The organism is Polynucleobacter ibericus, assembly GCF_018687955.1.
Classification (GTDB): domain Bacteria; phylum Pseudomonadota; class Gammaproteobacteria; order Burkholderiales; family Burkholderiaceae; genus Polynucleobacter; species Polynucleobacter ibericus.
This window is the reverse complement of record NZ_CP061309.1, coordinates 1,241,023-1,266,652: the sequence shown is the minus strand read 5'-3', so window position 1 is coordinate 1,266,652 and position 25,630 is coordinate 1,241,023. Positions and strand designations below refer to the sequence as shown.

27 protein-coding genes are annotated in these 25,630 nt (G+C 45.6%); 22 read left to right on the top strand and 5 right to left on the bottom strand.

Translation table 11 applies throughout. The features are described 5' to 3' along the window. Positions 1-269: 269 nt before the first annotated feature. The 14 genes from AOC20_RS06470 (at position 270) to AOC20_RS06405 (ending at position 11,833) form a co-directional block, all read left to right on the top strand. The gene (locus AOC20_RS06470; RefSeq protein WP_215362238.1) at positions 270-1,268 is read left to right on the top strand and encodes a Bug family tripartite tricarboxylate transporter substrate binding protein; all 999 of its coding nucleotides are present in this window, start codon (positions 270-272) and stop codon (positions 1,266-1,268) included. An 84-nt stretch (positions 1,269-1,352) separates the two neighbouring features. Next, the gene (locus AOC20_RS06465; protein WP_215359478.1) at positions 1,353-1,880 is read left to right on the top strand and encodes a tripartite tricarboxylate transporter TctB family protein; all 528 of its coding nucleotides are present in this window, start codon (positions 1,353-1,355) and stop codon (positions 1,878-1,880) included. 41 nt (positions 1,881-1,921) lie between these two features. Further along, positions 1,922-3,421 carry a tripartite tricarboxylate transporter permease gene (locus AOC20_RS06460; RefSeq protein WP_215359476.1) on the top strand — a complete coding sequence of 500 codons (1,500 nt, stop codon included), beginning with the start codon at positions 1,922-1,924 and terminating at the stop codon, positions 3,419-3,421. Positions 3,422-3,524: 103 nt separating this feature from the next. Continuing rightward, the gene (locus AOC20_RS06455) at positions 3,525-3,896 is read left to right on the top strand and encodes a DUF2946 domain-containing protein (RefSeq protein WP_215359474.1); all 372 of its coding nucleotides are present in this window, start codon (positions 3,525-3,527) and stop codon (positions 3,894-3,896) included. 81 nt (positions 3,897-3,977) lie between these two features. Next, a complete protein-coding gene (locus tag AOC20_RS06450) occupies positions 3,978-4,157 on the top strand; it encodes a hypothetical protein (protein ID WP_215359472.1) in 180 nt (59 codons plus the stop codon). A gap of 35 nt (positions 4,158-4,192) precedes the next feature. After that, the gene (locus tag AOC20_RS06445) at positions 4,193-6,376 is read left to right on the top strand and encodes a TonB-dependent receptor (RefSeq protein ID WP_215359470.1); all 2,184 of its coding nucleotides are present in this window, start codon (positions 4,193-4,195) and stop codon (positions 6,374-6,376) included. Positions 6,377-6,436: 60 nt separating this feature from the next. Further along, positions 6,437-6,784 carry a hypothetical protein gene (locus AOC20_RS06440; protein WP_215359468.1) on the top strand — a complete coding sequence of 116 codons (348 nt, stop codon included), beginning with the start codon at positions 6,437-6,439 and terminating at the stop codon, positions 6,782-6,784. A gap of 12 nt (positions 6,785-6,796) precedes the next feature. Further along, positions 6,797-7,168, top strand: coding sequence for a DUF2946 family protein (locus AOC20_RS06435; protein ID WP_215359466.1), 372 nt, complete (start codon positions 6,797-6,799; stop codon positions 7,166-7,168). An 80-nt stretch (positions 7,169-7,248) separates the two neighbouring features. After that, positions 7,249-7,728: a copper uptake system-associated protein gene (locus tag AOC20_RS06430; RefSeq protein ID WP_215359464.1), complete on the top strand. Its 480-nt coding sequence runs from the start codon at positions 7,249-7,251 to the stop codon at positions 7,726-7,728. 12 nt (positions 7,729-7,740) lie between these two features. Beyond that, positions 7,741-9,717: a TonB-dependent receptor gene (locus AOC20_RS06425; RefSeq protein ID WP_215359462.1), complete on the top strand. Its 1,977-nt coding sequence runs from the start codon at positions 7,741-7,743 to the stop codon at positions 9,715-9,717. Between the two features lie 68 nt (positions 9,718-9,785). Further along, positions 9,786-10,202 carry a DsrE family protein gene (locus AOC20_RS06420; RefSeq protein ID WP_215359460.1) on the top strand — a complete coding sequence of 139 codons (417 nt, stop codon included), beginning with the start codon at positions 9,786-9,788 and terminating at the stop codon, positions 10,200-10,202. Between the two features lie 24 nt (positions 10,203-10,226). After that, entirely contained in the window at positions 10,227-10,604 is a 378-nt protein-coding gene (locus AOC20_RS06415; protein WP_215359458.1) for a DUF2946 family protein, read from the top strand. A gap of 72 nt (positions 10,605-10,676) precedes the next feature. Further along, entirely contained in the window at positions 10,677-11,264 is a 588-nt protein-coding gene (locus tag AOC20_RS06410) for a hypothetical protein (protein WP_215359456.1), read from the top strand. An 80-nt stretch (positions 11,265-11,344) separates the two neighbouring features. Next, positions 11,345-11,833 carry a copper chaperone PCu(A)C gene (locus AOC20_RS06405; RefSeq protein WP_215359454.1) on the top strand — a complete coding sequence of 163 codons (489 nt, stop codon included), beginning with the start codon at positions 11,345-11,347 and terminating at the stop codon, positions 11,831-11,833. Positions 11,834-11,919: 86 nt separating this feature from the next. Here AOC20_RS06405 and ilvD read toward each other — a convergent pair whose 3' ends face one another. After that, positions 11,920-13,611, bottom strand: coding sequence for a dihydroxy-acid dehydratase (ilvD, locus tag AOC20_RS06400; protein WP_215359452.1), 1,692 nt, complete (start codon positions 13,609-13,611; stop codon positions 11,920-11,922). A gap of 220 nt (positions 13,612-13,831) precedes the next feature. Between ilvD and AOC20_RS06395 the strand changes: the two genes are divergently transcribed. After that, the gene (locus tag AOC20_RS06395) at positions 13,832-14,461 is read left to right on the top strand and encodes a response regulator transcription factor (RefSeq protein ID WP_215359450.1); all 630 of its coding nucleotides are present in this window, start codon (positions 13,832-13,834) and stop codon (positions 14,459-14,461) included. Positions 14,462-14,539: 78 nt separating this feature from the next. After that, positions 14,540-15,601 (top strand): helix-turn-helix domain-containing protein, encoded by a 1,062-nt coding sequence (locus tag AOC20_RS06390; protein WP_215359448.1) that lies wholly within the window; start codon positions 14,540-14,542, stop codon positions 15,599-15,601. Between the two features lie 58 nt (positions 15,602-15,659). Here AOC20_RS06390 and glnK read toward each other — a convergent pair whose 3' ends face one another. The 3 genes from glnK to ppa all read right to left on the bottom strand — a co-directional run bounded on the left by glnK (position 15,660) and on the right by ppa (position 18,271). After that, positions 15,660-15,998 (bottom strand): P-II family nitrogen regulator, encoded by a 339-nt coding sequence (gene glnK / locus AOC20_RS06385; protein WP_215359446.1) that lies wholly within the window; start codon positions 15,996-15,998, stop codon positions 15,660-15,662. A gap of 72 nt (positions 15,999-16,070) precedes the next feature. After that, on the bottom strand, positions 16,071-17,690 hold the full coding sequence (locus AOC20_RS06380; protein WP_215359444.1) for an NAD+ synthase: 1,620 nt from the start codon (positions 17,688-17,690) through the stop codon (positions 16,071-16,073). A gap of 44 nt (positions 17,691-17,734) precedes the next feature. Beyond that, a complete protein-coding gene (gene ppa, locus AOC20_RS06375; RefSeq protein ID WP_215359442.1) occupies positions 17,735-18,271 on the bottom strand; it encodes an inorganic diphosphatase in 537 nt (178 codons plus the stop codon). A 183-nt stretch (positions 18,272-18,454) separates the two neighbouring features. Between ppa and AOC20_RS06370 the strand changes: the two genes are divergently transcribed. From AOC20_RS06370 to vapC, 4 genes are all read left to right on the top strand, one after another. Beyond that, positions 18,455-20,515 carry a sodium-translocating pyrophosphatase gene (locus AOC20_RS06370; protein ID WP_215359440.1) on the top strand — a complete coding sequence of 687 codons (2,061 nt, stop codon included), beginning with the start codon at positions 18,455-18,457 and terminating at the stop codon, positions 20,513-20,515. 104 nt (positions 20,516-20,619) lie between these two features. Next, positions 20,620-20,817: a hypothetical protein gene (locus AOC20_RS06365; protein WP_215359438.1), complete on the top strand. Its 198-nt coding sequence runs from the start codon at positions 20,620-20,622 to the stop codon at positions 20,815-20,817. A 62-nt stretch (positions 20,818-20,879) separates the two neighbouring features. Further along, positions 20,880-21,113 carry a type II toxin-antitoxin system VapB family antitoxin gene (vapB, locus tag AOC20_RS06360; protein ID WP_215359436.1) on the top strand — a complete coding sequence of 78 codons (234 nt, stop codon included), beginning with the start codon at positions 20,880-20,882 and terminating at the stop codon, positions 21,111-21,113. Beyond that, positions 21,113-21,511, top strand: coding sequence for a type II toxin-antitoxin system tRNA(fMet)-specific endonuclease VapC (vapC, locus tag AOC20_RS06355; protein WP_215346719.1), 399 nt, complete (start codon positions 21,113-21,115; stop codon positions 21,509-21,511). The genes vapB and vapC overlap by 1 nt, the downstream gene beginning before the upstream one ends. 84 nt (positions 21,512-21,595) lie before the next feature. Here vapC and trxB read toward each other — a convergent pair whose 3' ends face one another. Further along, positions 21,596-22,552, bottom strand: a complete 957-nt coding sequence (gene trxB, locus AOC20_RS06350) for a thioredoxin-disulfide reductase (protein ID WP_215359434.1) — start codon at positions 22,550-22,552, stop codon at positions 21,596-21,598. A gap of 39 nt (positions 22,553-22,591) precedes the next feature. On the opposite strand from trxB, the gene AOC20_RS06345 reads away from it, so the two are divergent. Both AOC20_RS06345 and lolA read left to right on the top strand, forming a co-directional pair. Continuing rightward, positions 22,592-24,904, top strand: coding sequence for a DNA translocase FtsK (locus AOC20_RS06345; protein WP_433915450.1), 2,313 nt, complete (start codon positions 22,592-22,594; stop codon positions 24,902-24,904). A gap of 6 nt (positions 24,905-24,910) precedes the next feature. Then, positions 24,911-25,594: an outer membrane lipoprotein periplasmic chaperone LolA gene (gene lolA / locus AOC20_RS06340; RefSeq protein ID WP_215359432.1), complete on the top strand. Its 684-nt coding sequence runs from the start codon at positions 24,911-24,913 to the stop codon at positions 25,592-25,594. Positions 25,595-25,630: the final 36 nt, after the last annotated feature.

Here is a 25,630-nt window from a genome sequence, read left to right as displayed (position 1 = left end):
TTAAATTAATTTACGTAATTGAATCATTATTCACATGTGCATTTTTCGTGCAAAAAATGCAGTTTTTATCTTCAGATGTAAGTACACTATCTACGGTCTTTGGCTTGATTTATAAGGGTTTCTACTAGATTTGAGAAGCCCATGTGGAACGTTTTTGAAATTATTGATGGCAGTCAAGTTCTGCTTGCACATCTTGTTTAAAAATCGTCTTCACATTAGATAAGCCAAATTTAAATTGGTTAACCACAACGGAGACTTACTTTATGAAGATGAAGTTAAAAGGGGCTTTGATTTCTACCGCGCTTGCCCTCGGCGTAGCTGGTGTTTCACCTGCATTTGCAGCATGGGAGCCAACCAAGCCTGTTGAGTTCATTATTCCTGCGGGACCTGGCGGCGGCGCTGACCAAATGGCTCGTATGATTCAAGGCATCATCACAAAAAATAACTTGATGAAGCAGGCTGTTATTCCTGTGAACAAGGGTGCAGGTGCTGGTGCAGAAGGTTTCTTGGCAATGAAAGAAGCTAAAGGCGATCCAAATAAGATTGTGATCACACTTTCAAACTTGTTTACCACTCCATTGGCAACTGGTGTTCCATTCAACTGGCAGGACATTACTCCAGTAGCGATGTTGGCACTTGACCAATTCGTTTTATGGGATAACGCTGAAAAGCCATATAAGACTGCTAAGGAATATATCGACGCAGCCAAAGCTGCTGGTCCAGGCAAGTTCAAAATGGGTGGTACAGGCTCCAAGTCCGAAGACCAGATCATTACTGTAGCGATTGAAAAAGCAACTGGTGCTAAGTTCACTTACATCCCATTCAAAGGGGGTGGCGACGTTGCGGTTCAGTTGGTTGGTAATCACATCGATTCCTCTGTGAACAACCCAATTGAAGCAGTTGCTCAATGGCGTGCAAATAAATTACGTGCATTGTGCGTATTTGATGACACACGTATGCCATACAAAGAGAAAGTGACTGATACCCAATCATGGTATGACGTACCAACTTGTAAAGAAGCAGGCGTTCCAACTGACTACGTTATGTTGCGCGGCATCTTTATGGCTCCAGGTGTAACTCAAGAGCAAGTTGATTTCTATATCGACTTGTTTAAGAAAGTACGCGCTACACCAGAGTGGAAAAAGTTCATGGCTGATGGTGCATTCAATCAGACATTTATGACTGGTAAAGAGTTCAGAAACTGGCTCACATTAAATGAAGCTTTGCATAAGCAGTTGATGTCTGAAGCTGGCTTCTTAGCTAAGTAATATTGTGAAAATAAGATAGGACCTCCAGTAGGGGGTCCTATTTTTTAAGTAAGTGCGTTAATTAACTTTATTAAAAATATAAAAATGTCTGAACATACAAATAATTCAAATCAAGAATCAGCAATCAGCGTTAGAGCGATGGATATCATCACTGCGCTAGTATTCATTGCGATTGGCCTGACAGTCATGGTCGGTAGCTTGAAATTAGGCGCTAGCTGGGGTGCGGATGGTCCTGAGGCAGGATATTTCCCTTTTTATATCAGTTTGATTATTTTGCTTTCAAGCACAGTCACCCTGTACCAAGCAGCTATCGTTAATAAGAAAAAGAAAACAGAATCATTTGTCGATAGAGAGCCCTTAAAGCAAGTGATGGCGGTACTTTTACCGGCTATCGTATTTGTGTTGGGTGTGCAATTGATTGGTATTTATGTTTCTTCTGCCCTTTATATCGCGCTCTTTATGGTGTGGTTAGGCAAGTATCCAATTTGGAAGGCAGTTGCTGTATCTGTAGGTGTGAGCGCTGCCCTCTACCTGATGTTCGAGTACTGGTTCCAAGTTCCATTGCCACACGGCGCCTGGTTTAACCCGCTCGAGTTCTTGGGTGTGCAATAAAAAAGAATAACTATTAAAAAAGATTAAATAAGGAGTTCAAGTTGGAAGAAATTAGCGCTCTATTCAACGGCTTTGCCGTTGCAATGACACCCTTTAACTTATTGCTGATGTTAGTTGGTGTAACCCTCGGTGTGATCATCGGTGTGTTACCAGGCTTAGGCGGTGCAAACGGTATTGCGATTCTGTTGCCGTTGACATTTACAATGCCGCCAACCTCCGCAATCATCATGTTGTCCTGTATTTACTGGGGCGCGTTGTTTGGCGGAGCGATTACATCAGTGCTCTTTAATATTCCTGGCGAGCCATGGTCGGTTGCGACAACCTTTGACGGTTATCCAATGGCCCGTAATGGTAAAGCTGGTGAAGCATTGACCGCAGCCTTCACATCTTCATTCGTAGGTGCTTTCTTTGCAATCGTGATGATTACTTTCTTGGCACCATTGGTGGCGAAGTTTGCCCTCCAATTCGGTCCGCCAGAATTCTTCTCGGTCTACTTACTGACGTTCTGTAGTTTCGTAGGGATGAATAAGGGATCGCCATTCAAGACTATTTCAGCAATGATGTTGGGCTTTGCATTGGCTACCGTAGGTATGGATACCGTTACAGGTCAGTTGCGCTTGACATTCGGTAACCCAGAATTGATGCGTGGCTTTGACTTCTTGATCGCTGTGATCGGCTTGTTCGGTATTGGCGAGATTCTCCTGTCTATGGAAGAAGGCTTGGCATTCCAAGGTGCTGCAGCGAAGATTCGCGGCAAAGTGGTTTGGGAAACTTGGAAGCAATTGCCTAAGTACTGGGCTACTTCATTACGCAGCTGTTTAATTGGTTGCTGGATGGGCATTACTCCAGGCGGCGCAACACCTGCTTCCTTCATGGCTTACGGCGTTGCTAAGCGTGTATCCAAAGAAGGCGACAAGTTTGGTACCGGCAAGATGGAAGGTATTGTTGCTCCAGAAACTGCAGCTCACGCTGCTGGTACTGCAGCACTGCTCCCAATGTTGTCTCTCGGTATTCCAGGATCACCAACAGCAGCGGTATTGCTCGGTGGCTTATTGATCTGGGGTCTACAACCTGGTCCATTGCTATTCGTTGAGAAGCCAGACTTTGTTTGGGGCTTGATCGCTAGTATGTACTTGGGTAACTTGGCTGGCTTGTTTGTTGTATTAACTTGCGTGCCATTGTTTGCTTCTATCTTGAGAATTCCATTCTCAATCATTGCACCAGTCATTATTGTGATTTGTGCGGTGGGTGCATACACTGTTCATAATGCCATGTTTGACGTTTGGTTGATGATGGGCTTCGGTGTTCTTGGTTATGTCTTTAAGAAACTCGATTACCCCATGGCTCCAATGGTCTTGGCCTTGGTATTGGGTGATCGTGCAGAAGATTCATTCCGTCAATCCATGTTGTTCTCACAGGGAAGCTTAGATATTTTCTTCTCTAACCCATTGGTGGGCGGTATTACATCTTTAGCTTTAGTGCTCCTCTTCTGGCCATTGATTGGCAAGTTTGTAGGCAAGAAAAAGGCTGCAGCAGCATAAGTAACTCGCTAGAAATAGCGATTTCAAAGGAAAAAGGGGCGTCAGCCCCTTTTTTCATGCAAGAAATAATAGAAATACAAAATTCCGATAAAATTCACCCATCATGAATTTCCATAAAAACCGCCTCATTCACTGGATTGCTGCTTTTGCAATCGCAATGAGTGCGCTTGCACCTGCGGTATCACAAGCGGTCTCGCTTGCGAAACATGGTCAAGGTTTTGCGATGGAGATTTGTTCGGTTGATGGCAGTAAGCTGCAAATCAATGTGCAAGGCGAAGATCAAGAAGTAGCAGAACAAACTCAGCCATGTCCGTATTGTGTTGCTCAAAATAGCATCACACCAGCATTCAATACCAACCTCACATTCCAAGCGCCGCAAACTTTAGCTTTGTTGCCTGCACTGTTCTATCAGTCACCCAAGCCACTCGCAGTTTGGGTAACCCCACCTTCAGCAGCTCCACCAGTAACGGCCTAATTAAAAATTAGGGCATAGCCTAGCTATGTAGTTGGCAACAGGGCATCAGCCAAGTTGCAGAAATATTGTGTGGAGAAGTAAATGTATTTATCTGAAAAAATTTCACTGCGCCTAAAGCGCGTGTATATCGGTATTGCTATCGGGCTCGCCATTTGGCTTTTATATGCCAGCTACCTCATTATTTCGAGTGCAACAAGTGCTCATACCTCAATAGGTAGCTACGAGCTCGTGCTCACGCCCATTGCGCCAATTCAGAAATAGAACGCATTCAAATCATTAAAAAACACGGAGTAATCATGAACGCATTAAAAGTAACGCCTATGGCATTAGTTGCATCTTTGATGCTAACTAATGCATACGGTCAAACTGCGCCCACTATAGATACCTTGACAGTGACGGGTATTCAGGAGGCGCCACTCACCCAAACAATCCTCGCGGGCAAGCAACTTAATCAGTCACGCGTAAATACACCAAACACTGCAGCGATGTTGCTCAATATTCCTGGCGTCAGTATGTACTCCGGCGGCGGCGTCTCTGGATTGCCATCGATACATGGTTTAGCAGATGATCGTGTAAAAACGAAGGTTGATGGCGTGGACTTGATTTCTTCATGTCCGAATCATATGAATTCTCCCTTGTCATACATTAGCCCATCCAATGTGGGTAGTGTCAAAGTAATTACTGGCCTTTCGCCAGTAAGTGCTGGTGGCGATAGTTTGGGGAGCGTGGTTTCTGTGCAGTCTCTTCCTCCCGTGTTCGCTAATAAGGGCGAAAATTTAGCGCAGGGTGAGGTTGGTGCTTCCTATAGTAGCAATGCAAGCGCGATTGGCGGCAATCTAAATATCACAGGGGCTACTGATGAATTTAGTGCTAACTACACCATTGATTCTGTTAAGGCGGGTAATTATACGGCAGGTGGAAACTTTAAAGCTCCTGGTAACGGCATATCACCAAGCACAGTCGGAGCATCAAGATATATCGCCACTAATCAACAGCTCAATCTAGCATGGCAAAAAGATAATCACTTGGTTGAATTTAAGGCAGGTTATCAATTTATTCCATTTGAAGGTTATTCAAACCAACGTATGGATATGACTAAAAATCAAAGCGAGCAATTTAACTTAAAGTACACCGGCAAATATGACTGGGGCACTCTAGAGGCTCAAGCCTATAACCAGATGGTTAACCATCAGATGGATGACAACACGGGAGCAAGAACTTCGCCAGCAATGCCAATGCTAGCAACTAGCTCGACGAATGGAGCCATCATTAAGGGCACTATGTCACTCTCCGATACTCAGTTAGTGAGATTGGGTGCGGAATGGCAGGGTTATAAATTAAATGACTGGTGGCCTGCTGCATACTCCACCACGGGGATGATGGGGCCAAATACATTTCAAAATATTAACAATGGCACAAGAGACCGCCTGGCCTTATTTAGTGAACTTGAGCAGCAATGGACTCAAGAGTGGATGGGACTAGTCGGTGTGCGTGTAGAGCAAGTTGGAACAAATGCTGACAACGTTCAGGGCTATAACAATATGGCCATGTATGGTTATGGACCAAATGCAGCTACATTCAATGCTCAGCAACATATGCAAACAAATTACAACTGGGACTTGACTGCATTAACACGTTACAACACAGATAAAACGCAGAATTATGAGGCGGGCTATTCTCGTAAAACTAGATCGCCAAATCTTTATGAGCGCTACACTTGGGCAACCACGCCAATGGCAGCAATCATGAATAACTTTGTTGGCGATGGCAATGGTTATGTAGGCAATATTTCTTTAGCACCAGAAGTAGCTAACACTATCAGCCTGGCAAGTGATTGGCATGACGCCAATAAAGAGGTTTGGGGCTTTAAAACAAATCCTTACTATACCTATGTTAGTAATTACATTGATGCAACATGTGTTGTAAGAGGCGGCAGTGCTATGGTGAGAAATACATGCGCGGCCAATCAATACAACGTTCTTAATTATGTAAATCAAGATGCCCAACTTTATGGGCTTGATTTATCGGGCAATGTCATGCTGGGTAAATTGCCGCAGTTAGGTAATTTCCAGATGACGGGTTTGGCTTCCTATACTCGTGGTCAAAACGTAACGGCAGGCACCAACCTTTACAACATCATGCCGCTTAATGGCAAGGTTGGCTTGGTGCAGTACCTAGGTGCCAACTGGACCAATACTATTGAAGGGCAGTTTGTTGCAGCTAAGACAAACCTCAATACCGTTAGAAATGAGATTGCTACTGGCGGATACTCTCTGTACAACTTACGTGCATCTTATGACGATAAGAAATATCGCGTGAACTTTGGCATTGAAAATTTGCTTAACAAGCTTTACGCATTACCACAGGGCGGGGCATATCTAGGTCAGGGTAATACGATGTCCATGAATGGTGTTCCATGGGGTAATGCAGTTGCTGGCATGGGCAGAACATTCTATGTTTCAGCCAATATGAAGTTCTAATCAGTAATTAAGAGAAAAGAAAGGCAGGAGATGATCTCTAGAGTGTTCAGAATGCTGACTATGTTGGCGACCATCTCCTTGTCTTTATCAGCTTTTGCGGCCAAAGAACCGATCTACATTAATTTGGCCACTAATGATTCAGATAAAGTGGTAATGGCATTGGATGCTGGTCGCCAATATTCGGAGCATGGTTTTCCAATCATTATTTATTTGAATGACAAGGCAGTCATTCTTGGGATTGAGGTTGGATCAGGACCTATTTCTAAAGGACAAGTTGCGATTAAACAAGCAATAGCAAAGGGGGCAACCGTGATTATTTGCCCGACTTGCCTAGAGAATTACGGGTTTACCCGCATCAATTTAGTGCAAGGCGTGGTGCTTGGAGCGGAACATCAAAATAATCGATAAAATTCCATCATCATGAATCTCCATAAAAACCGCCCCATTCACTGGATTGCCGCTTTTGCAATCGCAATGAGTGCGCTTGCGCCAGCCGCTTCCCAAGCGGTCTCGCTTGCGAAGCACGGTCAAGGTTTTGCCATGGAGATTTGTTCGGTTGATGGTAGTAAGCTGCAGGTTAGCATGCAAACCGAAGGGCAGGAGGCTGCAGAACAGGCTCGACCATGCCCATACTGTGTTGCTCAAAACAGTATCACTCCAGCATTTAATACCAATCTCACGTTTGAAGCGCCGCAAACTTTATCTCTGTTACCAGCGCTTTTCTATCAATCCCCTAAACCACTCGCGGTTTGGGTAACACCTCCCTCAGCAGCGCCTCCTACACAAGCCTAAATCTTTTTAGGGCATAGCTTAGCTATGTAGTTAGCAACCAAGTCAATCTGTGGTTGCAGTCATGTTGTGTGGAGAAGTACATGTTTTTATCTCAGAAGAAATTTTCTTCAGCAAAACAAATTTGTTTAGGCATTTTCCTGTTCGCCGTTTTTGGGAGCGTTCTTGCCCATTCTCAAACTAATGAAGTAAGCCAAGAAAAGATCAAGGCACTTATTTCTAAGTCTTTTGATCAGCCTAACTTAAAAGTTAAAACCAGTCCTATTGTGATTGAGGGCAAGGTTGCCATTGCTGATTGGGTTCAAGGACAAAAGGGCGGTCGTGCACTTCTGCGCAGAAAGCATAACGAGTGGGAAATCATTGCCTGTGGAGGTTCTGGATTTAAAGACCCAGAGGGGATTGCCGCAATTGGCATCTCTAGGGAGATTGCGACCAACATTACTGCAAAACTCAAAGATGCTGAAGCCAAGCTTAGCCCCCAGCAAATTAAACAACTCGATTCTTTTGATGGCGTTGTGAATATGGCTCACGACGCCAAGCGCACACCAAATTCAAAACATTAATTCAGAATACGTATGAAACTCAAAAAAACTAAATTAGCTTTAGCGGCATCTTTGATGCTAGCAACCCAGGTATATGCGCAATCAGTCCCCAATCTTGTGGTGACTGCCAAGCCGGATATCGCTGAGATTGAGATTGATAAATTCTCAAGCACCTCAGCAGTCATTACCGATGAAACAATTCGAGATTTGCATGCAGCTGACTTGGCCTCGGCATTGCGTAATACCCCAGGAACTCAAATATCACGTTACAACCCAGTCGGATCATTTGGTGGAGCTGAAGGTGGTTCGGTATTTATTCGTGGCATGGGCCTCAGTCGTCCTGGTAGCGAGATCAAGACCTATATCGATAACGTTCCAATGTATATGCCGATTTGGAATCATGCCTTGCTAGATTTATTGCCAGTTAATGGCATGAAAGACATCACAATCTATAAGAGTGCGCAGCCACAAGTAACGGGTAATAACTTCGCATCTATCAATATGAATACGAAGACAGCCGGCCCTGGCAATGGCGTATCGGGTAATGCCCGTGTTTCTTATGGCTCATATAACACCGTGATTGAACAGGTGGATATGGCCGGTCGATATAACGATGTTGATTTCAATATTGCCCAAGGATTCTCAAAATCCAATGGTCAAAGAGCAAATGCTAGTGGCCAATTAAGCAACATCATGGGCGGCTTAGGATTTAAGCTAGATCAAAATTGGTCTGTTGGTGTAAGCGGTATGGCAATTAACAATACTGCCTCTGATCCAGGCAACAATACGCTTCCAGCCCCAGCAATTGCGCCAACCTATGATTCTGCGGCGCAAATGGTTACTGCTTTTATTAAGCATCGCTATGACTTAGTCGAGGGCGAATTCCGCTTCTATAGCAATACCGGCAAAGGAAATATTAATAATGACAATGGTCAAGGTGGTTGGGGTACAGAAAATAACCCATTCACTATGCAAGGCTTTCGCTGGAAAGAAAACATTACCCCATGGTCTGGCGGTAATTTGGTGGCTGGATTGGACTATGACACTACCTACGGAAGCGTGACCCAGACTAGTCCGGCCGCAGGATTACCTTTTTTCCCCGGCGATCCTACACCAGTAAATCCCCCTACAGTAAAAACTAATCTTCCGACATTTAAACTAACTTCTCCATATATTGGCTTGAGTCATAACTTTAGACTGAGCGATGCTTGGTCTTTGCAGCCTTCTGCCGGAGTTAGAACCTACCAAAATAATTACTACGCTGCTAAATCAGCACCATACGGCGGTATCTCATTAATCTCTGATGCGGTAACTCTGTTTGCTAATGCTTCTAAAGGCATTAACTACCCAGGCTTAGAGGGGCCCGCCATGAATGCCGCCAATGCAGTTTGGGCAAAACGATTTGGCGCTACCGCTAACAACTCTTGGGCCAATCTCTCGCCTGAAGAAATGAATCACTTAGAGGTTGGTGGTAAGTTTTATCCAGATAAGAAATCCAGGATTGATTTGAGTTTGTTCCAGGACACGATTTCTAATCGCTACACCTTTACCGAAACCGCTCCGATAGTGAATTGGGTAACCGTGGGTCAATACACCACCAAAGGTGTCGAGCTCTCTGGTCAGCGAGAAATTATTCCTGAACTCACTGGCTTTTTAGGTTGGACCTATCTCAACAACAACAGCACGACAAGTCTCCCTTATATGCCGCAAAATGCATTTAATGCGGCGATTACTGGCTATGTTTATAAGTTCCGTGTTTCTGTGGATGCGCAGTATCAAAGTTCTTTCTATGCGCAAAACCTTAGTCGAAATGCAGCTTTTACCAACACCACCAGAATTGATGGCTTTGGTGTTGCGAATGCGAGGATTGCCTATCCCATCCCAGAGTTAGGCAAGAAGGGTGAGGTATTTGTAATGGTGGAGAATATTTTCAATCAGCAATATAGCTACCGCCAAGGCTACCCAATGCCAGGAACCTGGGGGTCAGTTGGTTTATCAGCTAGCTTTTGATGTATATCAAGGGATAAAGATTTAAAGTCGCGAAAATAATTAACGTACTTATTTTTTTGGAGAAGTATATGCTCTTGAAGTCACTTAAAGCCTTATTTGTTGCTGCTTTGGCAGTCTTATCTTTATCGGCGCTGGCTGGCCCCAATGATCCTTTATTCATCAATCTCTCGACTAATGACATGCATCGTGCAAGTATGGCTATTAACTTTGGCAAGCATCATTCTGCTAATGGCCATCCTTTGACTATCTTCCTGAACGACAAAGCCGTGATGTTGGGAGTCAAGGCTGGCTCTTCTAAGTTTGCTGATCAGCAACAAGCTTTGTCGGAAGTGATTTCTAGCGGCGCTTTAGTCATCATGTGCCCAATGTGCTTAAAGCAAGCCGGTTTTACTGAGGCTGATTTGATCTCTGGCGTAAAACTGGGAAGCCCTAAAGTAACTGGCGATGCCTTGTTCAAAGACGGCACTAAGACAATGAGCTGGTAATTAGAAATAATTTGATTTCTGAAAATGCATTTCATTAAGCACCGCAAGCTCGTTCACTGGATGGCAGCTTTGGCTATCTTGCTGGGTGCGCTTGCGCCTGCTGTTTCACAGGCTTTATCTTTGGCCAGCAATGGTCAAGGCTTTGTTATTGAGATTTGTACTGCCAGCGGCACCAAAATGACCCAGGTCATTGGGGATGAGGAGTCTTCTTCATCTCCTGCCATGGGCAGCCACTGCCCATACTGCGTAGTCCAGCCAATCTATTTATTACCCAGCATTGGTGCATTTGAGTTTGTGGCTCCACAAAGCTACGTCACTCAATCGCTATCCACTTATCAAGCCCCTCAGATACTGTCTGCATGGGTCAGGCTTCCTTCTAGAGCGCCACCTGCCGAATCCTAAATCATTGAGTTGACATGGCTTTGCTATGTCATTTGGCAAGAATGATTGCCGTTGATTTATGAGGAGGTATTGATGTACGCCATTATTGAGCGCCCTGAAAATGGGGCCACAGCAAAACAGATTATTTCTAAGGTTTCACAGGAAGTGTTGCTGCCAGCTGAGCAGATAGAAGGCCACTATTGTGACAATCGGTTTCCGTCGCGTAAGCCTATAGATCGCTATTCTTGTGTAGAGTTGATTCGCTATATCTGGATTAATCAATCATCGAGAAGAGCATTTGTGGTTAAGCTCCCCAAAGATTTACCTTCTGATAGCGCTTTCATTCAGAGCTTTGATGATTGCTATCTTGGATATGTCCCTCAAAAGCTAGGAAGAGCGCACTTAAAGGATTTGGCCGTCCTGCACAAGAAGATTAATGATATTGAAAAGTACAAACGTCAATTAGGTACGGGTATCTTTGCTTTAATGGGCACTGCCGGCATGAGTGCTTTTTCTAAAAGAGAGCTCAGCAGCTTATTGTCAGATCAAGCGAAATCTCTCAGGCCAGTCTATGCCATGATTGAAGAGCGCTTGGAGGTTTTAAAGGGTGAGTTAGCCAGCAAGAGAGGCATCTTTCAGCGTGGTAACTCTCATAGTTATTACGATAGACTGGCAGCATAAGCAGGCTATTTTTCTAGGTTCGAGTTAAAGTATGGTAATAAGGTTTGGTTGAAGATTGAATTTAAATAGGAGGAGTAAGAATGAAAAGTAATACTTTATTAAAGGCATTGTTGATCGCAGCAATTGGCTTTGGTTTTGGTGGTTTGGCAAATGCGCAAAACGCAAAAGTGGGTAGCGTACAAATTGAAAATGCCTATACCCGTTCTACTGTTCCGGGGCAGCAGGCTGCTGGTGGTTTTATGAAGATTGAAAACAAAGGTGCTGCTGATCAATTGGTATCTGCTAGCTCACCAGTAGCAGGTGAAGTCCAGCTGCACGAAATGGCGATGGATGGTAATGTGATGAAGATGCGTCAGGTAAAAGATATTGCAGTGCCTGCTGGCGGTTCTGTGGAATTAAAGCCAGGCGGCTTGCATCTCATGTTCATGAACATTAAGGCGCCATTGACTGCTGGTGAGACTGTTCCAGTCAAACTCAAATTTGCTAAAGCTGGCGAAGTAGAAGTGAAGATGCCTGTGAATGCGATGGGTAATCCAGGTGCTGGTCATGGTGGAGCGATGAAGCACTAAGATTTGGATTCAGATTCAGTAGTAATGCTGAAGTAATAAAAAAGCCCCTAGTTTTACTTAGGGGCTTTTTCTTTGGGCGAAACGATTTAGATTTCTAAATCCAAATCCGTTACAGCGCCTTTACTAGCACTACTTGCAAGACTTGCGTATTTAGCTAGCAGACCACGGGTATAACGTGGCTTCGGCTGCTTCCAGGCTGCACGACGCTTTGCAATTTCTGCTTCATCTACGTTGAGTTGAATCAGCAGCTGATGCGCATCGATTGTGACGGAGTCACCTTCGTTAATGAGGGCGATTGTGCCGCCGACATACGCTTCAGGCGCTACATGGCCAACTACCATGCCCCATGTGCCACCTGAGAAGCGACCATCGGTAATGAGGCCTACGGACTCGCCTAAACCTTGACCAACCAGGGCAGAAGTGGGGGCAAGCATTTCGCGCATACCAGGACCACCCTTAGGGCCTTCATAGCGGATTACTACGATGTCGCCATCCTTAATCTTTTGCGCCATGATGGCTGCCATCGCATCATCTTCAGAATCAAATACACGAGCTGGGCCGGTAATAGATGGGTTCTTCAAGCCGGTAATCTTCGCAACGCAACCTTCTGGAGAGATATTGCCTTTGAGAATAGCCAAGTGACCTTGCTTGTACAAAGGATTATCTAAAGTACGAATCACTTTCTGATCAGCGCGTGGCACTGATGGAACATCTTTTAATACTTCAGCAATTGTCTTACCAGTGATGGTCATGCAATCGCCATGGAGCAATCCGCCGTCGAGCAAAATCTTCATCACTTGTGGAATACCACCAGCCTGATGTAAATCAGTTGCTAAGTAAGTGCCAGAGGGTTTCATATCCACGATTACAGGAACGCGCTTACGAATACGTTCGAAGTCATCAATAGTCCAATCAATTTCAGCTGCGCTAGTAATGGCCAAGAAATGCAATACCGCATTGGTGGACCCACCAACAGCCATGATGACGCTTACAGCGTTCTCAATAGACTTCTTAGTGATGATGTCGCGTGGACGCAGGTTGTTTTTAACCGCTTCAACCAAGACACGTGCTGACTCGGCTGCGCTTGCAACCTTCTCGGCATCAACGTTAGCCATTGTGGAGGAGTAGGGGAGGCTCATACCCAAAGCTTCAAATGAGGAGCTCATGGTGTTTGCTGTATACATGCCTCCGCAGGAGCCACTGCCTGGACAAGCATGCTGCTCAACGCCTTTTAAATCTTCTTCGCTAAGTCGGCCAGAAGTAAATTCACCAACTGCTTCAAATGCAGAAACAATATTCAGTTCCTTGCCTTTGTAATGACCTGGTTTAATCGTGCCGCCATAAACATAAATACCAGGAACGTTTGTACGGGCTAAAGCCATCATGCCGCCCGGCATATTTTTATCGCAACCGCCAATAACGACTACACCGTCTTGCCACAAACCATTGACACACACTTCAATACTATCAGCAATGACTTCGCGAGATACGAGGGAATACTTCATACCCTCAGTACCCATGCCGATACCATCAGAAACTGTTGGCGTACCAAATACTTGTGCTTTTGCGCCTGCTGCTTCAAGAGCCTCAACCGCAGCATCAGCTAATTTTTGCAAGCCACTATTACAAGGGGTGATAGTGGAGTGACCATTCGCAACGCCAACCATTGGCTTTACGAAATCTTTTTCTTCGTAACCCATTGCGTAATACATTGAACGATTTGGTGCGCGAGCGACCCCTTCGGTGACCATGCGCGAGCGTTCATTTAGGCGTTTCATGCTTATTACTCCAGAAAAGGTTTGTGTCGAAAGGCTCTATTGTGCCGTGAGATGGATTTGAGGGTCCCATGGAGGCAGTGGAGAGTCTAAATGTTGCAATGCAATACAAATATACCAATGAAATCATTGATTTAAGTCTCAATATTAGCTAGATAGCTAATAGCTTCCTGAAAAGCACTGCAGTACATTAGCTCATCTATTACTTTTTCCTTTGAATTCAATGACTAAAGTCGGCCACATATACCTAATTGATGACGATGAATCGATGCGCATTTCTCTCTCAAGAATGATGCGGGAACTAGGCTATTTGGTTGAAGACTATGCCTCTGCAACCCTGTTCTTAGAGAAGTCTGTGCCGGTATCCCCAGCAGTCATTCTCTTGGATATGCAAATGCCAGATATGACAGGTCTTGATTTGCAGGAAAAGCTCCTGAAGTTCGGTCGTAAGACCCCCATCATCTTTGTTAGCGGTCAAAGCCACCCCCATCAAATTGTTCAGGGGCTGAAGAAGGGTGCGGTAGATTTCTTATTTAAGCCATTTAACCTAGAAGAGCTCTTAAAAGCGGTTGCAGATGCAATTGACTTTGATAGTCGCCAGCTCAAGCGTGTTTCTTTAGATGTTGAGGCTAAGAAGGATTACGAAAGCCTGACACCAAGAGAGCGTGAAGTGTGCGGATGGCTCGTTAAAGGCCTTTTAAACAAGGATATTGCCGTAAAACTCGGAACAACCGATGCCACGATTAAGGTTCACAAGGCTAGGGTGATGGACAAAATGCACGCGGATTCAGTGCAGGTTTTAGTGAAGAAGTACCTTGAGTCCAATCTTGAGAGCCACCCTTTAAATAATTAGCTTGGCGGCTAATTACCCTTGCACCGTTTTGGTATTACTATCAATCATGTTACTTCCATATGAGATGGTTACAGCGTAGTGAATAAATTAGACAAACTTCCAGAGATTCGTAAAGAAGCATTTACTAAGGCTAGAGAAAGTCTTGGTTTAAGCCTGAAAGATTTGTCTGGGATGTCATGCTTCTCGGTTCGCCAAATAGAGCAAATTGAGAGTGGTGAAAGTAGCAGTTTCTATGGCGCACAAGTTAAATTCACGGCAGCAAAAAAGGTTGCTGAATTATTAAAAATAAAACCAGAAGAGGCATTTGATTTTTCTGGAGTGGCGCAACCTGTTAACCCGGCCGAAGTAGAAGACAAATTGCAGGAGGAGACAAAAGCCTCTGCAGCAGAAAAAAAAGCAAAGCCTGAAAAAGCTCAAGACTCAAATGAAGTAAAAGAAAAAACAGCAGAAAAAGAAGCTGCGCCAGTAGCGAAAGTTACAGAGTCAAAAACTGAAAAGAGTGATGCTAAGAAAATCACGCCAAACGTTATTGATTACAGCGTGAAGTCAAAAGCATCTGTTGATCCCAAAAAGAAAATCATCCTTTTATTGGCAATTGCAGCAGCAGTGATTTTTTCCGTGGTGAACTTACGTCCGCTATTTTTTCCTGAGCCAGTCAAAGAAGAGGTAGTCATTATTCAAGAAGTTGCGCCAGAGACGCCGCCTGCAAGTGCGCCTGCTGAACCTGCGCCAGCTACCCAACCCGCAACCGCCGTTCCTGCTCCGGCTACTCAGCCAGTAGCGGCAGCCGTATCAGCCGAGTGCCCACCTGCGGATGCTTCTGCTCTCAATTACAAACCAGACGCACCTAAAAAAGCGGGTGACATGGTGTATTTGCAATCTAAGACTGCGCAAACTGTTTGTGTGGTCGATGCTACCGGTAAAACTCAAAACAAAATGCTTGAGCCTGGTGTTGGAGCCAGTATGTATGGCAAGCCACCGTTCAAGGTCTTAACTGGTGGATTAAATCAAGTGGATTTGTATTTCCAAGGTGCGAAGGTGCGTACGGGCAATACGAGTAGCAAGACCATTATTTTGGAGCCAGCTGAAATTGTTCAGCCTGCAGCTCCAGTTCCCTCCACAGACTCTCAATTACGTTGATTCAAATAAAAACAGCGGCTTTTAAGCCGCTGGTTTGGGTAATACGTTTAATCGATCCTTAAACTGCTGCGTTATCGGTTTCACCGGTACGAATACGAATCACTTGTTCAACTGCAGTAACGAAAATCTTTCCGTCACCAATCTTGCCAGTACGAGCAGCTTTAGTAATGGCTTCGATAGCAGCGTCTACGCGGTCATCAGCAACTACAGCTTCTACTTTTACCTTAGGCAAAAAGTCGACAACATATTCAGCGCCACGATAGAGTTCGGTATGACCTTTTTGACGGCCAAAACCTTTGACTTCAGTCACGGTAAGGCCTGTAACGCCTACTTCGGCCAAGGATTCACGGACTTCGTCGAGCTTGAACGGCTTAATGATGGATGTAATTAATTTCATTTATTCCCCCTAATGCAGTAATCATACCTAGAACTTCAATACCTTGCCAAAAAACGGCTATTTTCAGGGAGTCTAGGCTCTAAATTGCGATGTGATTGGGTAGCGCCAATCCCGGCCAAAAGCACGGGTCGTTACACGGACCCCTGGGGGTGCCTGACGACGCTTATATTCATTGAGCTTAATAAGGCGAGTGACCTTTTCAACGCTCTCCGCATCAAAGCCTGCGGCAATAATCTGGGCGATGGATTGGTTTTGTTCCATGTAACGCTCAACGATGCCATCCAATACTTCATAAGAAGGCAGGCTATCTTGATCTTTTTGGTCGGGGCGTAATTCTGCTGAAGGGGCGCGAGTCAAAATGCGCTCTGGAATGATTGGCTTAATACTATTGCGATAGGCGCACAAGCGATACACCAAAGTCTTAGCAATATCTTTAATGACTGCAAAGCCACCGGCCATATCTCCATAGAGAGTGCAGTAGCCAACTGCCATTTCACTTTTGTTACCGGTAGTTAAAACGAGTCGACCAGTTTTATTAGACAGAGCCATGAGCAGGGTGCCCCGCACACGTGCCTGAATATTTTCTTCAGTGGCGTCTACTTTTAAACCTTTAAATTGTTCTGCTAGAGAAGTCTCTAAAGCATCGACTGGTCCACTAATCGGAATCTCATCGTATTGCACGCCTAGGTTCTGTACCATCTCGCGAGCATCGATCCAAGAGATGTCGGCGGTATAGCGTGAAGCCATCATGACTGTACGCACCTTGTCGGCACCTAAAGCGTCTACAGCAATTGCTAGAACCAATGCTGAGTCCACGCCGCCAGATAGTCCAATAATCACGCCAGGGAAGCGATTTTTGGTGACATAGTCACGAACACCCAAGACCAGTGCTTGGTAGGCCTGCGCCTCAACAGACTGGGGCGGGGTAATTAAGCCTTTTTCTAATTCAGCGGATGGAGAGGTTGCAACAATGCCTAAGCCAGTCTCAAACTGGGGCATCGCCATCACAACTTCACCTTTGCTATTTAAAGCAAATGAGCCACCATCAAAAACCAATTCATCTTGTCCGCCAACGGCATTTACATAGACCAGCGGCATTTTGGTTTGGGCGATATGGCCACGCAACACATCAATACGTAGCGCTTCTTTTTTCAAATGATACGGAGATGCATTTGGTACAAGTAATACTTGTGCACCAGCAGCATGCGCCTGTTTAGCTGGACCAGCATGCCAGGCATCTTCACACAGAATTAATCCATAACGAATACCTTCGCATTCAAATACACAGGCTTGATTGCCGGGCACGAAGTAGCGTACCTCATCAAATACTTCATGGTTAGGTAATTCTTGTTTTGCATAGCCTGCAATGACTTTGCCGTTTTGTAAAACGGATGCATAGTTTTGCAAACCTGCGGATGTCTTTTTGGGGTGTCCCACAATAACGGTCAGACCAGAGTGCTGAGCGAGCTCTTTCATTAAGAGTTCAAGCTGCTCTTGCGCCGCTTCAATAAAAGCAGGGCGGAGTAATAGGTCTTCTGGGGGATAGCCGGTGAGCGAGAGCTCCGGGGTTACTACGAGTTTGGCGCCTTGGGAATAGGCATCTAGAGCGGCTTTGTGAATGAGTTGCGCGTTGCCAGCCAAATCACCCAGTAATGGGTTGATCTGGGCTAGGGCAATTTTCTGCGCGCTCACTCCGAATCACAAAGCCTTTGCTAATAATGAATTAAATAAATAAATTAAGCGTGCTCTTTGTTGTAGCGATCGATGCCTTCCAGAATTTCTTGATGAGCCTCTGCAATGCCGCCCCAACCTTTAACTTTGACCCATTTACCTGGCTCGAGATCTTTGTAGTGCTCAAAGAAGTGTTGAATTTGGTTTAAGCGTAATGGGTTGATGTCTTCTGGTTTTTGCCAATGAGTGTAGATAGGCAAAATTTTGTCTTCTGGAACGGCCAACAACTTAGCGTCTTGACCACCTTCATCTTCCATTTGCAACACGCCAATTGCGCGGCAACTCACAACCACACCAGGGATCAATGGAAATGGAGTAATTACGAGAACATCAACTGGGTCGCCATCACCAGCGATGGTTTTGTTGATGTAACCGTAGTTACATGGGTAGTGCATTGCAGTGCCCATAAAACGGTCAACGAAAATTGCGCCAGACTCTTTATCTACTTCATACTTGATTGGATCCGCGTTCATTGGGATTTCAATAATGACGTTAAAGCTCTCAGGGATCTTTTTGCCTGGCTTGACTTTGTCGAGACTCATAAATACTCCGAATAATGATTAGTAAATACCCTGATCCTTTAAAGGGGGCGCAGGGGTGATTCTGTTACATACTGGTAAAGCTTAAAGACCATAGTTTAAAGCTTTCGGGAACCGGGTCTACCTAAGTGCAGGATCTGCAAAACAATAAAGATTAACAAATGATTAACTTTAGGGAGTTCAAGCATGAGTAATGTCACTTTAGGCTTGTATTTTGCCTTGGCGTGCGGTGTTATAGCTGTGATTTACGGTTTTGTAATGCGCGGCTGGATCTTGAAGCAAAGTACGGGCAACGCCAAAATGCAAGAAATTGCCGAGGCGATTCAGCAGGGTGCGGCAGCCTATTTGTCACGCCAATACAAAACGATCGCTGTTGTTGGGGTAATCCTGACTATTTTGATGGCGCTCTTCCTCGATTTTGCGACTGCGATTGGCTTTGTCATCGGCGCGGTTCTTTCAGGCGCATGTGGCTTTATTGGCATGAACGTCTCTGTCCGTGCAAACGTGCGTACCGCAGAGGCTGCTACCAAGGGCATGAACGAAGCGCTCAATGTGGCATTTAAGGGCGGCGCTATTACTGGCATGCTGGTAGTTGGACTTGGCCTCTTAGGTGTTGGCTTGTTCTTTATGTTTTTGGTGTCGATTGGTGCTGGACAAGATCTTTCCTCTGTGTTGCATCCATTGATTGGTTTAGCATTCGGTTCATCTTTGATTTCAATCTTTGCGCGCTTAGGTGGCGGCATCTTTACTAAGGGTGCAGACGTTGGCGCTGACCTAGTTGGTAAAGTAGAAGCCGGTATTCCGGAAGATGATCCACGTAACCCCGCAGTGATCGCTGATAACGTTGGTGACAACGTCGGCGACTGCGCAGGTATGGCGGCAGATTTATTTGAAACTTATGCGGTGACCTTGATTGCAACGATGGTTTTGGGTTCACTCATGGTTACAGGCGCACCGGTTGCTGCGATTATTTATCCATTAGTGCTTGGTGGTGTATCGATCATCGCCTCCATCATTGGTTGTTCATTTGTAAAAGCCACTCCAGGTATGAGAAACGTCATGCCTGCCTTATATAAAGGTCTCATCATTGCAGGCGGCTTATCACTCATCGCTTTTTACTTCGTAACGAACTTCATCATGCCGGATGATGCTTTAGGTATCCCTGGCAGCCAATGGCGTTTGTTTGGCTCAACCGTAGTGGGCTTGTTGCTGACGGCAGGTCTGGTATGGATTACCGAGTACTACACCGGTACCCAGTTCAAGCCCGTACAACATATTGCTGAAGCATCCACTAAGGGTCATGGCACCAACATCATTGCAGGCTTAGGCATTTCAATGAAGTCCACTGCTTATCCAGTGCTATTTGTTTGCGCCGCAATCTTTGCGGCATATTGGTTGGCTGGTTTGTATGGCATTGCGATTGCTGCAACAGCCATGTTGTCGATGGCAGGAATTGTGGTTGCCCTCGATGCATATGGTCCAATTACCGATAACGCTGGCGGCATTGCAGAGATGGCAGGTTTGCCACAATCTGTACGCGACATTACCGATCCATTAGATGCAGTTGGCAACACCACTAAGGCAGTGACCAAAGGCTATGCGATTGGTTCAGCAGGTTTGGCATCACTTGTGCTGTTTGCTGACTACACCCACGCATTAGAGGGAATTGGTCAGCAAGTATCTTTTGACTTGTCCAACCACATGGTGATCATTGGCCTCTTTATCGGCGGCATGATTCCTTACTTGTTCGGTGCGATGGCCATGGAAGCAGTAGGTCGTTGTGCTGGTGCAGTAGTGGAGGAGGTACGTCGTCAGTTCCGCGATATCCCTGGAATCATGGAGGGCACTGCAAAGCCAGAGTACGGCAAGGCTGTAGATATGCTGACTTCTGCTGCCATTAAAGAAATGATTGTGCCTTCACTTCTACCAGTAGTTGCTCCAATCGTGGTTGGTCTCTTGTTAGGACCTGCCGCATTGGGTGGCTTACTCATGGGTACGATCGTTACCGGCTTATTTGTGGCGATCTCGATGTGTACCGGTGGTGGCGCTTGGGACAATGCCAAGAAATATATCGAAGAAGGTAATTTCGGCGGTAAAGGATCTGAAGCGCATAAAGCGGCAGTTACTGGTGACACCGTAGGCGACCCATACAAAGATACTGCGGGTCCTGCTGTTAATCCGCTGATTAAGATCATCAATATCGTGGCACTACTCATCGTGCCATTGTTGCCAGTGGTCTCACGTTAAGCAATCAAGCCGTAACAAACAAAAACGCCTAGCATGCTAGGCGTTTTTTTTATTGGTATCGCCATTTTGATATTGCGGTCATTGGTTTAATTATTATTTAACGCATGCAAAAAATTGAGTTAATTAAAGTGCGCGTGGATCTTGCAAATTCCAAAACCTTTCCAAAGGGTTTTGTCGATATTGAGGCATTAAATCTTGTTACAGAGATGCAAATCTTGGTGCATGAAGGGGAAGATGATCTGGAGTGGGAAATGTTAAATAGAAGTTCTCCGAAGCCTCGTATAGATAAAGTTTCCTCTTAAAGGGCTTGAAATTAGGCTAAGTGCGATATACAATTGCTATATACATATGGAGGGGTCAAATTTTGGCTATTTCAACAGTGTTTACCAACAACCGTACTCAGGCGGTAAGAATGCCTGCAGAAATGCGATTGCCAGAAAATGTGCGCAAGGTTAACGTGCGCTCAAAAGGTCGTGAGCGCATCATTGCACCTATAGAAAATATGTGGGACAACTTCTTCTTGGGTGAAGCGGGTGTAAGTGAAGACTTCATGAACGAAAGAGGCTCCCAGGAGCAAGGCGATAGAGAGTCTCTCTAATGCTTAAGTACCTATTGGACACAAATATTGTTATTTATGTCATAAAGCAAAAACCACTAGAGGCGCTTAAAGTATTCAACAAAAATGCTAATCGTATGGCTATATCAGCAATTACATTGGCAGAGCTAATTTATGGCGCCGAAAAAAGTGCAAACGTAGAAAAAAACCTCAATGTTATTGAAGACTTCATTAGCCACTTAGAAGTTTTGCCCTATGACATAGCTGCAACTCAGCATTATGGGCAAATTAAGGCTTTTCTAGAGCGTGCGGGTCAGCCCATTGGAGTAAATGATATTCATATTGCAGCTCACGCCAGAAGTCACGGCCTAACTCTTGTTACCAACAATATGTCTGAGTTTAAGAGGGTTCCAAACCTTGCTCTTGAAAACTGGGTTTAAGCATTGTTCCTAAAACAAAAACGCCTAGCATTGCTAGGCGTTTTTTTATTAATTTGCTGAACTACAAAGAAACAACTTGGATTCTTATTCCAATGTTTCTAAGTAGCGCTGCGCATCTAATGCAGCCATACAGCCTGTGCCAGCACTAGTAATCGCTTGACGGTAGATGTGGTCTTGTACGTCGCCTGCAGCAAATACGCCAGGGATATTAGTAGCAGTAGCATTGCCTTCAAGTCCTGAGTGGGTCTTGAGGTAGCCATTGTTCATATCGAGCTGACCAACAAAGAGTTCAGTGTTCGGCTTGTGGCCAATGGCGATAAAGGCGCCAGTTACGGCGATGTCTTCAGTGCTGCCATCTTGTTTCTTAATGCGCACACCAGTGACGCCTTTTTCATCGCCAAGCACTTCATCCAGAGTGGCGTTCAATTTCAGCTCCACTTTGCCTTCAGCCACTTTCGCCATTAAGCGATCGTTCAAGATTGGCTCGGCACGGAATTTGTCGCGACGATGAATCACTGTGACTTTCTTAGCAATACCAGTGAGGTAGAGAGCTTCTTCAACAGCAGTGTTACCGCCGCCTACTACGCATACGTCTTGATTGCGATAGAAGAAGCCATCGCAAGTTGCGCAACCAGAAACACCACGACCCATGAATGCTTCTTCACTTGGCAAGCCAATATATTGAGCAGAAGCACCAGTAGAAATAATCAAGGCATCACAGGTGTAAGTTCCAGAATCGCCAACCAAGCGAATCGGCTTTTCTTTGAGAGCTGCCGTATGAATATGATCAAAAATGATTTCAGTATTAAAGCGCTCAGCATGCTTTAAAAAACGCTCCATCAACTCTGGACCTTGAACGCCATCAGCGTCGGCTGGCCAGTTTTCCACGTCGGTAGTGGTCATTAATTGACCGCCTTGAGCCAGCCCAGTAATGAGGGTAGGGTTTAAATTGGCACGGGCAGCATAGACTGCAGCTGTATAGCCGGCGGGGCCAGATCCGAGGATTAGAACTTTGGAGTGTTTTGGGGTATTTGTAGTCATATTCAAATTATAGATTTGCTTGATTACAATCGGTAGAACATGGCAAGAACCGCATACCCGAAGTCCAAGGCTCCTTTGAGCCCCCAGCCCCCTGAGAATGGCGGGCAGGGCAGGATGCCCCGCCTCTTATTAGAGGCCCGCTGGTTCATCTCCCTGGGCCTGTGCCTGGGCTTATTTGCCATTCTGCTGACTTATTCCAAGGCTGATCCAGCCTGGTCCCATGCCAGTTTCGAGGATCCTAGGAACTTGGGCGGTCGTTTTGGCGCTTATTTAGCCGATTTAATGCTGTATATCTTCGGGATTTCAGCCTTTTGGTGGGTAGCTCTCTTTGGGCGCCGCGTTCTCAATGGATGGCGTGAGCTTTGGAGCATTCCTTTGCCGCCAGATCCAGATGCCAAGCCAGACTCCTTATTAATGCGTTGGTTAGGCTTTGGCCTGACGTTAATCTGTAGTATGGGTCTTGAGTCTATTCGGATGCATTCATTGTCCTGGGAGCTTCCTAGGCCGCCTGGTGGCATCTTGGGTGAGCTGATTGGCGATCCCTTGCAAATGTCCCTCGGCTTTACTGGTGCGACCTTGGTTCTGCTATTTGGGCTTTGTGCCGGCTTATCCTTATTTCTGCATTTTTCTTGGTTGGATATCGCTGAAAAAGTAGGGCGCTTCCTAGAGGTGAGTTTTCTGCGTATTCGCGAACGTCGCGATAGCGAGGAAGATCGCAAGTTAGGCGAAGCTGCTGCTGAAGAGCGCGAAGAGTTTGTGGAAGAGTTCCGCGGCCGCGTTGAAGTGGCTGCGCCTGTACAAATTGTTCGAGCTCCGATTGAGATACCAAAGAGTGCGCGTGTAGAGCGTGAGAAGCAACAGCCTTTGTTCGTAGATATTCCTGATTCTGAATTGCCGCCACTCGCATTATTAGATCCCGTTCCTGAAGCAAAAGAAACCATCTCTGCTGATGTACTTGAATTTACTTCCCGCTTAATCGAGCGCAAGTTAGCTGAATTTAATGTTCAGGTAACTGTGATTGCTGCCTATCCTGGTCCAGTAGTTACTCGCTATGAGATTGATCCAGCAATTGGTGTAAAGGGTAGTCAGATTGTGAATTTGTCACGCGACTTGGCCCGCTCACTTGGTGTGGTCAGTATGCGCGTGGTAGAAACCATCCCAGGCAAGACCTGTATGGCTTTGGAATTACCAAATCCAACACGTCAGTCTGTGTACTTGTCAGAGATTCTGACTTCGCAGGTATATAACGACAACCACTCATTACTGACCCTTGCTTTGGGTAAAGATATTTCTGGTAGCCCAATGGTGGCTGACTTAGCAAAGATGCCGCACTGCTTGGTTGCTGGTACTACTGGTGCTGGTAAGTCTGTTGGTATCAATGCCATGATCTTGTCGCTGCTCTTTAAGGCTAAGCCTGATGAAGTACGCTTGATCATGATTGATCCGAAGATGCTCGAGATGGCAATTTACGACAAGATCCCGCATTTGCTCTGCCCGGTAGTAACCGATATGAAGCAGGCTTACAACGCGCTCAACTGGGCTGTTAATGAGATGGAGCGTCGCTACAAACTCATGAGTAAGTTTGGGGTGCGTAACTTAGCCGGCTTTAATAAAAAGATTCTGGAAGCAGAAGAAAAAGGTGAGAAGCTCACCAATCCATTTAGTTTGACTCCGGATGATCCAGAGCCAATCTACAAAGCACCGGTGATAGTCATCGTGATTGATGAGTTGGCTGACTTGATGATGGTCTCTGGTAAGAAGATTGAAGAACTCATCGCACGTATTGCACAAAAGGCACGTGCAGCTGGCATCCATTTAGTTCTTGCTACACAGCGTCCAAGCGTTGATGTGATTACTGGTTTGATTAAAGCCAACGTACCAACGCGTATTTCTTTCCAGGTGAGCTCGAAGATCGATAGCCGTACGATTTTGGATCAGCAGGGCGCGGAAGCATTGCTCGGTATGGGCGACATGCTCTACATGGCGCCAGGTACTGGATTGCCGGTACGTGTGCATGGTGCATTTGTATCTGACGATGAAGTGCATCGCGTAGTCGAGTGGCTCAAAGAGAAGGGTGAGGCCAATTACATCGATGGCGTGCTCGAAGGTGCAGATGAGTCTAATGTGGATGCCTTAACTGGTGAGAGTGGTGGCGAAGCAGATCCTCTTTATGATCAAGCCGTTGCTATCGTCCTAGAAAATAAACGCCCATCAATCTCACTAGTGCAGCGTCATTTGCGCATTGGTTACAACCGCGCCGCTCGCCTTCTTGAAGATATGGAAAAAGCAGGTCTAGTATCCAAGATGGGCAATGGCGGCAATCGCGAGATTTTGCATCGCCCTTCAGAGTAAGTAGCCATGCCTCAATTTCTCATTTCAGCAATTCTGACAATTGCAAGCCTCCTGTTTTCAGGAGCAGCGCTTTCACAAGCAGATAGTGGTGCAGAGCAGTTACGTCAATTTGTGCGCAACTCTAAAACTGCTGAAGGGGATTTTGTGCAACAGCAGTTGCGAGCACCTAAGGCCAACGAACCACAAGACAAAGGTTTGAAAGTCGTACGCCAAACGCAAGGTCACTTTGTGTTTCAACGTCCAGGACGATTTGTTTGGGAAACCCAAAAACCGTATGAGCAAAAACTGATTGCTGACGGTAAGCAATTAATCTTGTGGGACAAGGATTTAAATCAGGCGACATTTCGTCCGGCAGGGCAGGCATTGGCCTCTACGCCTGCAGCCATTCTCTTTGGTGAAACTTCACTCGATCAACACTTTGATTTAATAGAAGGTGAAGAGCGCTTGGGTATGAAGTGGGTGAACTTGACGCCTAAAAAAGACCCTAAGGCTAAAGATAAAAATGACCTGCCCTATACCAAGATTTCGATTGGCATGGTTAATGGCTTGCCTAAAGCTTTGGAGCTAACCGATGGTTTGGGCAGTGTTGTTCTAGTGACTCTGGATAAGATCCAGCTCAACGTTAATTTGCCAGCCAATCGCTTTACCTTCACACCACCAGCTGGAGCTGAAGTCTTACGCTTAAACTAGAGCTAAAACCAAGAACCCTAAACCACAGAGCATCAC

Excerpts from the sequence above, each read along its gene's own strand:
- AOC20_RS06450 (WP_215359472.1), top strand. The coding sequence starts at position 3,978 with ATGTATTTATCTGAAAAAATTTCACTGCGCCTAAAGCGCGTGTATATC.
- ilvD (WP_215359452.1), bottom strand. The coding sequence starts at position 13,611 with ATGAAACGCCTAAATGAACGCTCGCGCATGGTCACCGAAGGGGTCGCT.
- AOC20_RS06425 (WP_215359462.1), top strand. The coding sequence starts at position 7,741 with ATGAAACTCAAAAAAACTAAATTAGCTTTAGCGGCATCTTTGATGCTA.
- AOC20_RS06370 (WP_215359440.1), top strand. The coding sequence starts at position 18,455 with ATGAGTAATGTCACTTTAGGCTTGTATTTTGCCTTGGCGTGCGGTGTT.
- trxB (WP_215359434.1), bottom strand. The coding sequence starts at position 22,552 with ATGACTACAAATACCCCAAAACACTCCAAAGTTCTAATCCTCGGATCT.
- vapC (WP_215346719.1), top strand. The coding sequence starts at position 21,113 with ATGCTTAAGTACCTATTGGACACAAATATTGTTATTTATGTCATAAAG.
- AOC20_RS06365 (WP_215359438.1), top strand. The coding sequence starts at position 20,620 with ATGCAAAAAATTGAGTTAATTAAAGTGCGCGTGGATCTTGCAAATTCC.
- lolA (WP_215359432.1), top strand. The coding sequence starts at position 24,911 with ATGCCTCAATTTCTCATTTCAGCAATTCTGACAATTGCAAGCCTCCTG.
- AOC20_RS06415 (WP_215359458.1), top strand. The coding sequence starts at position 10,227 with ATGCATTTCATTAAGCACCGCAAGCTCGTTCACTGGATGGCAGCTTTG.
- AOC20_RS06405 (WP_215359454.1), top strand. The coding sequence starts at position 11,345 with ATGAAAAGTAATACTTTATTAAAGGCATTGTTGATCGCAGCAATTGGC.
- glnK (WP_215359446.1), bottom strand. The coding sequence starts at position 15,998 with ATGAAATTAATTACATCCATCATTAAGCCGTTCAAGCTCGACGAAGTC.
- AOC20_RS06410 (WP_215359456.1), top strand. The coding sequence starts at position 10,677 with ATGTACGCCATTATTGAGCGCCCTGAAAATGGGGCCACAGCAAAACAG.
- AOC20_RS06345 (WP_433915450.1), top strand. The coding sequence starts at position 22,592 with ATGGCAAGAACCGCATACCCGAAGTCCAAGGCTCCTTTGAGCCCCCAG.
- AOC20_RS06470 (WP_215362238.1), top strand. The coding sequence starts at position 270 with ATGAAGTTAAAAGGGGCTTTGATTTCTACCGCGCTTGCCCTCGGCGTA.
- AOC20_RS06440 (WP_215359468.1), top strand. The coding sequence starts at position 6,437 with ATGTTGGCGACCATCTCCTTGTCTTTATCAGCTTTTGCGGCCAAAGAA.
- AOC20_RS06435 (WP_215359466.1), top strand. The coding sequence starts at position 6,797 with ATGAATCTCCATAAAAACCGCCCCATTCACTGGATTGCCGCTTTTGCA.
- AOC20_RS06430 (WP_215359464.1), top strand. The coding sequence starts at position 7,249 with ATGTTTTTATCTCAGAAGAAATTTTCTTCAGCAAAACAAATTTGTTTA.
- AOC20_RS06465 (WP_215359478.1), top strand. The coding sequence starts at position 1,353 with ATGTCTGAACATACAAATAATTCAAATCAAGAATCAGCAATCAGCGTT.
- AOC20_RS06445 (WP_215359470.1), top strand. The coding sequence starts at position 4,193 with ATGAACGCATTAAAAGTAACGCCTATGGCATTAGTTGCATCTTTGATG.
- AOC20_RS06395 (WP_215359450.1), top strand. The coding sequence starts at position 13,832 with ATGACTAAAGTCGGCCACATATACCTAATTGATGACGATGAATCGATG.
- AOC20_RS06455 (WP_215359474.1), top strand. The coding sequence starts at position 3,525 with ATGAATTTCCATAAAAACCGCCTCATTCACTGGATTGCTGCTTTTGCA.
- AOC20_RS06420 (WP_215359460.1), top strand. The coding sequence starts at position 9,786 with ATGCTCTTGAAGTCACTTAAAGCCTTATTTGTTGCTGCTTTGGCAGTC.
- ppa (WP_215359442.1), bottom strand. The coding sequence starts at position 18,271 with ATGAGTCTCGACAAAGTCAAGCCAGGCAAAAAGATCCCTGAGAGCTTT.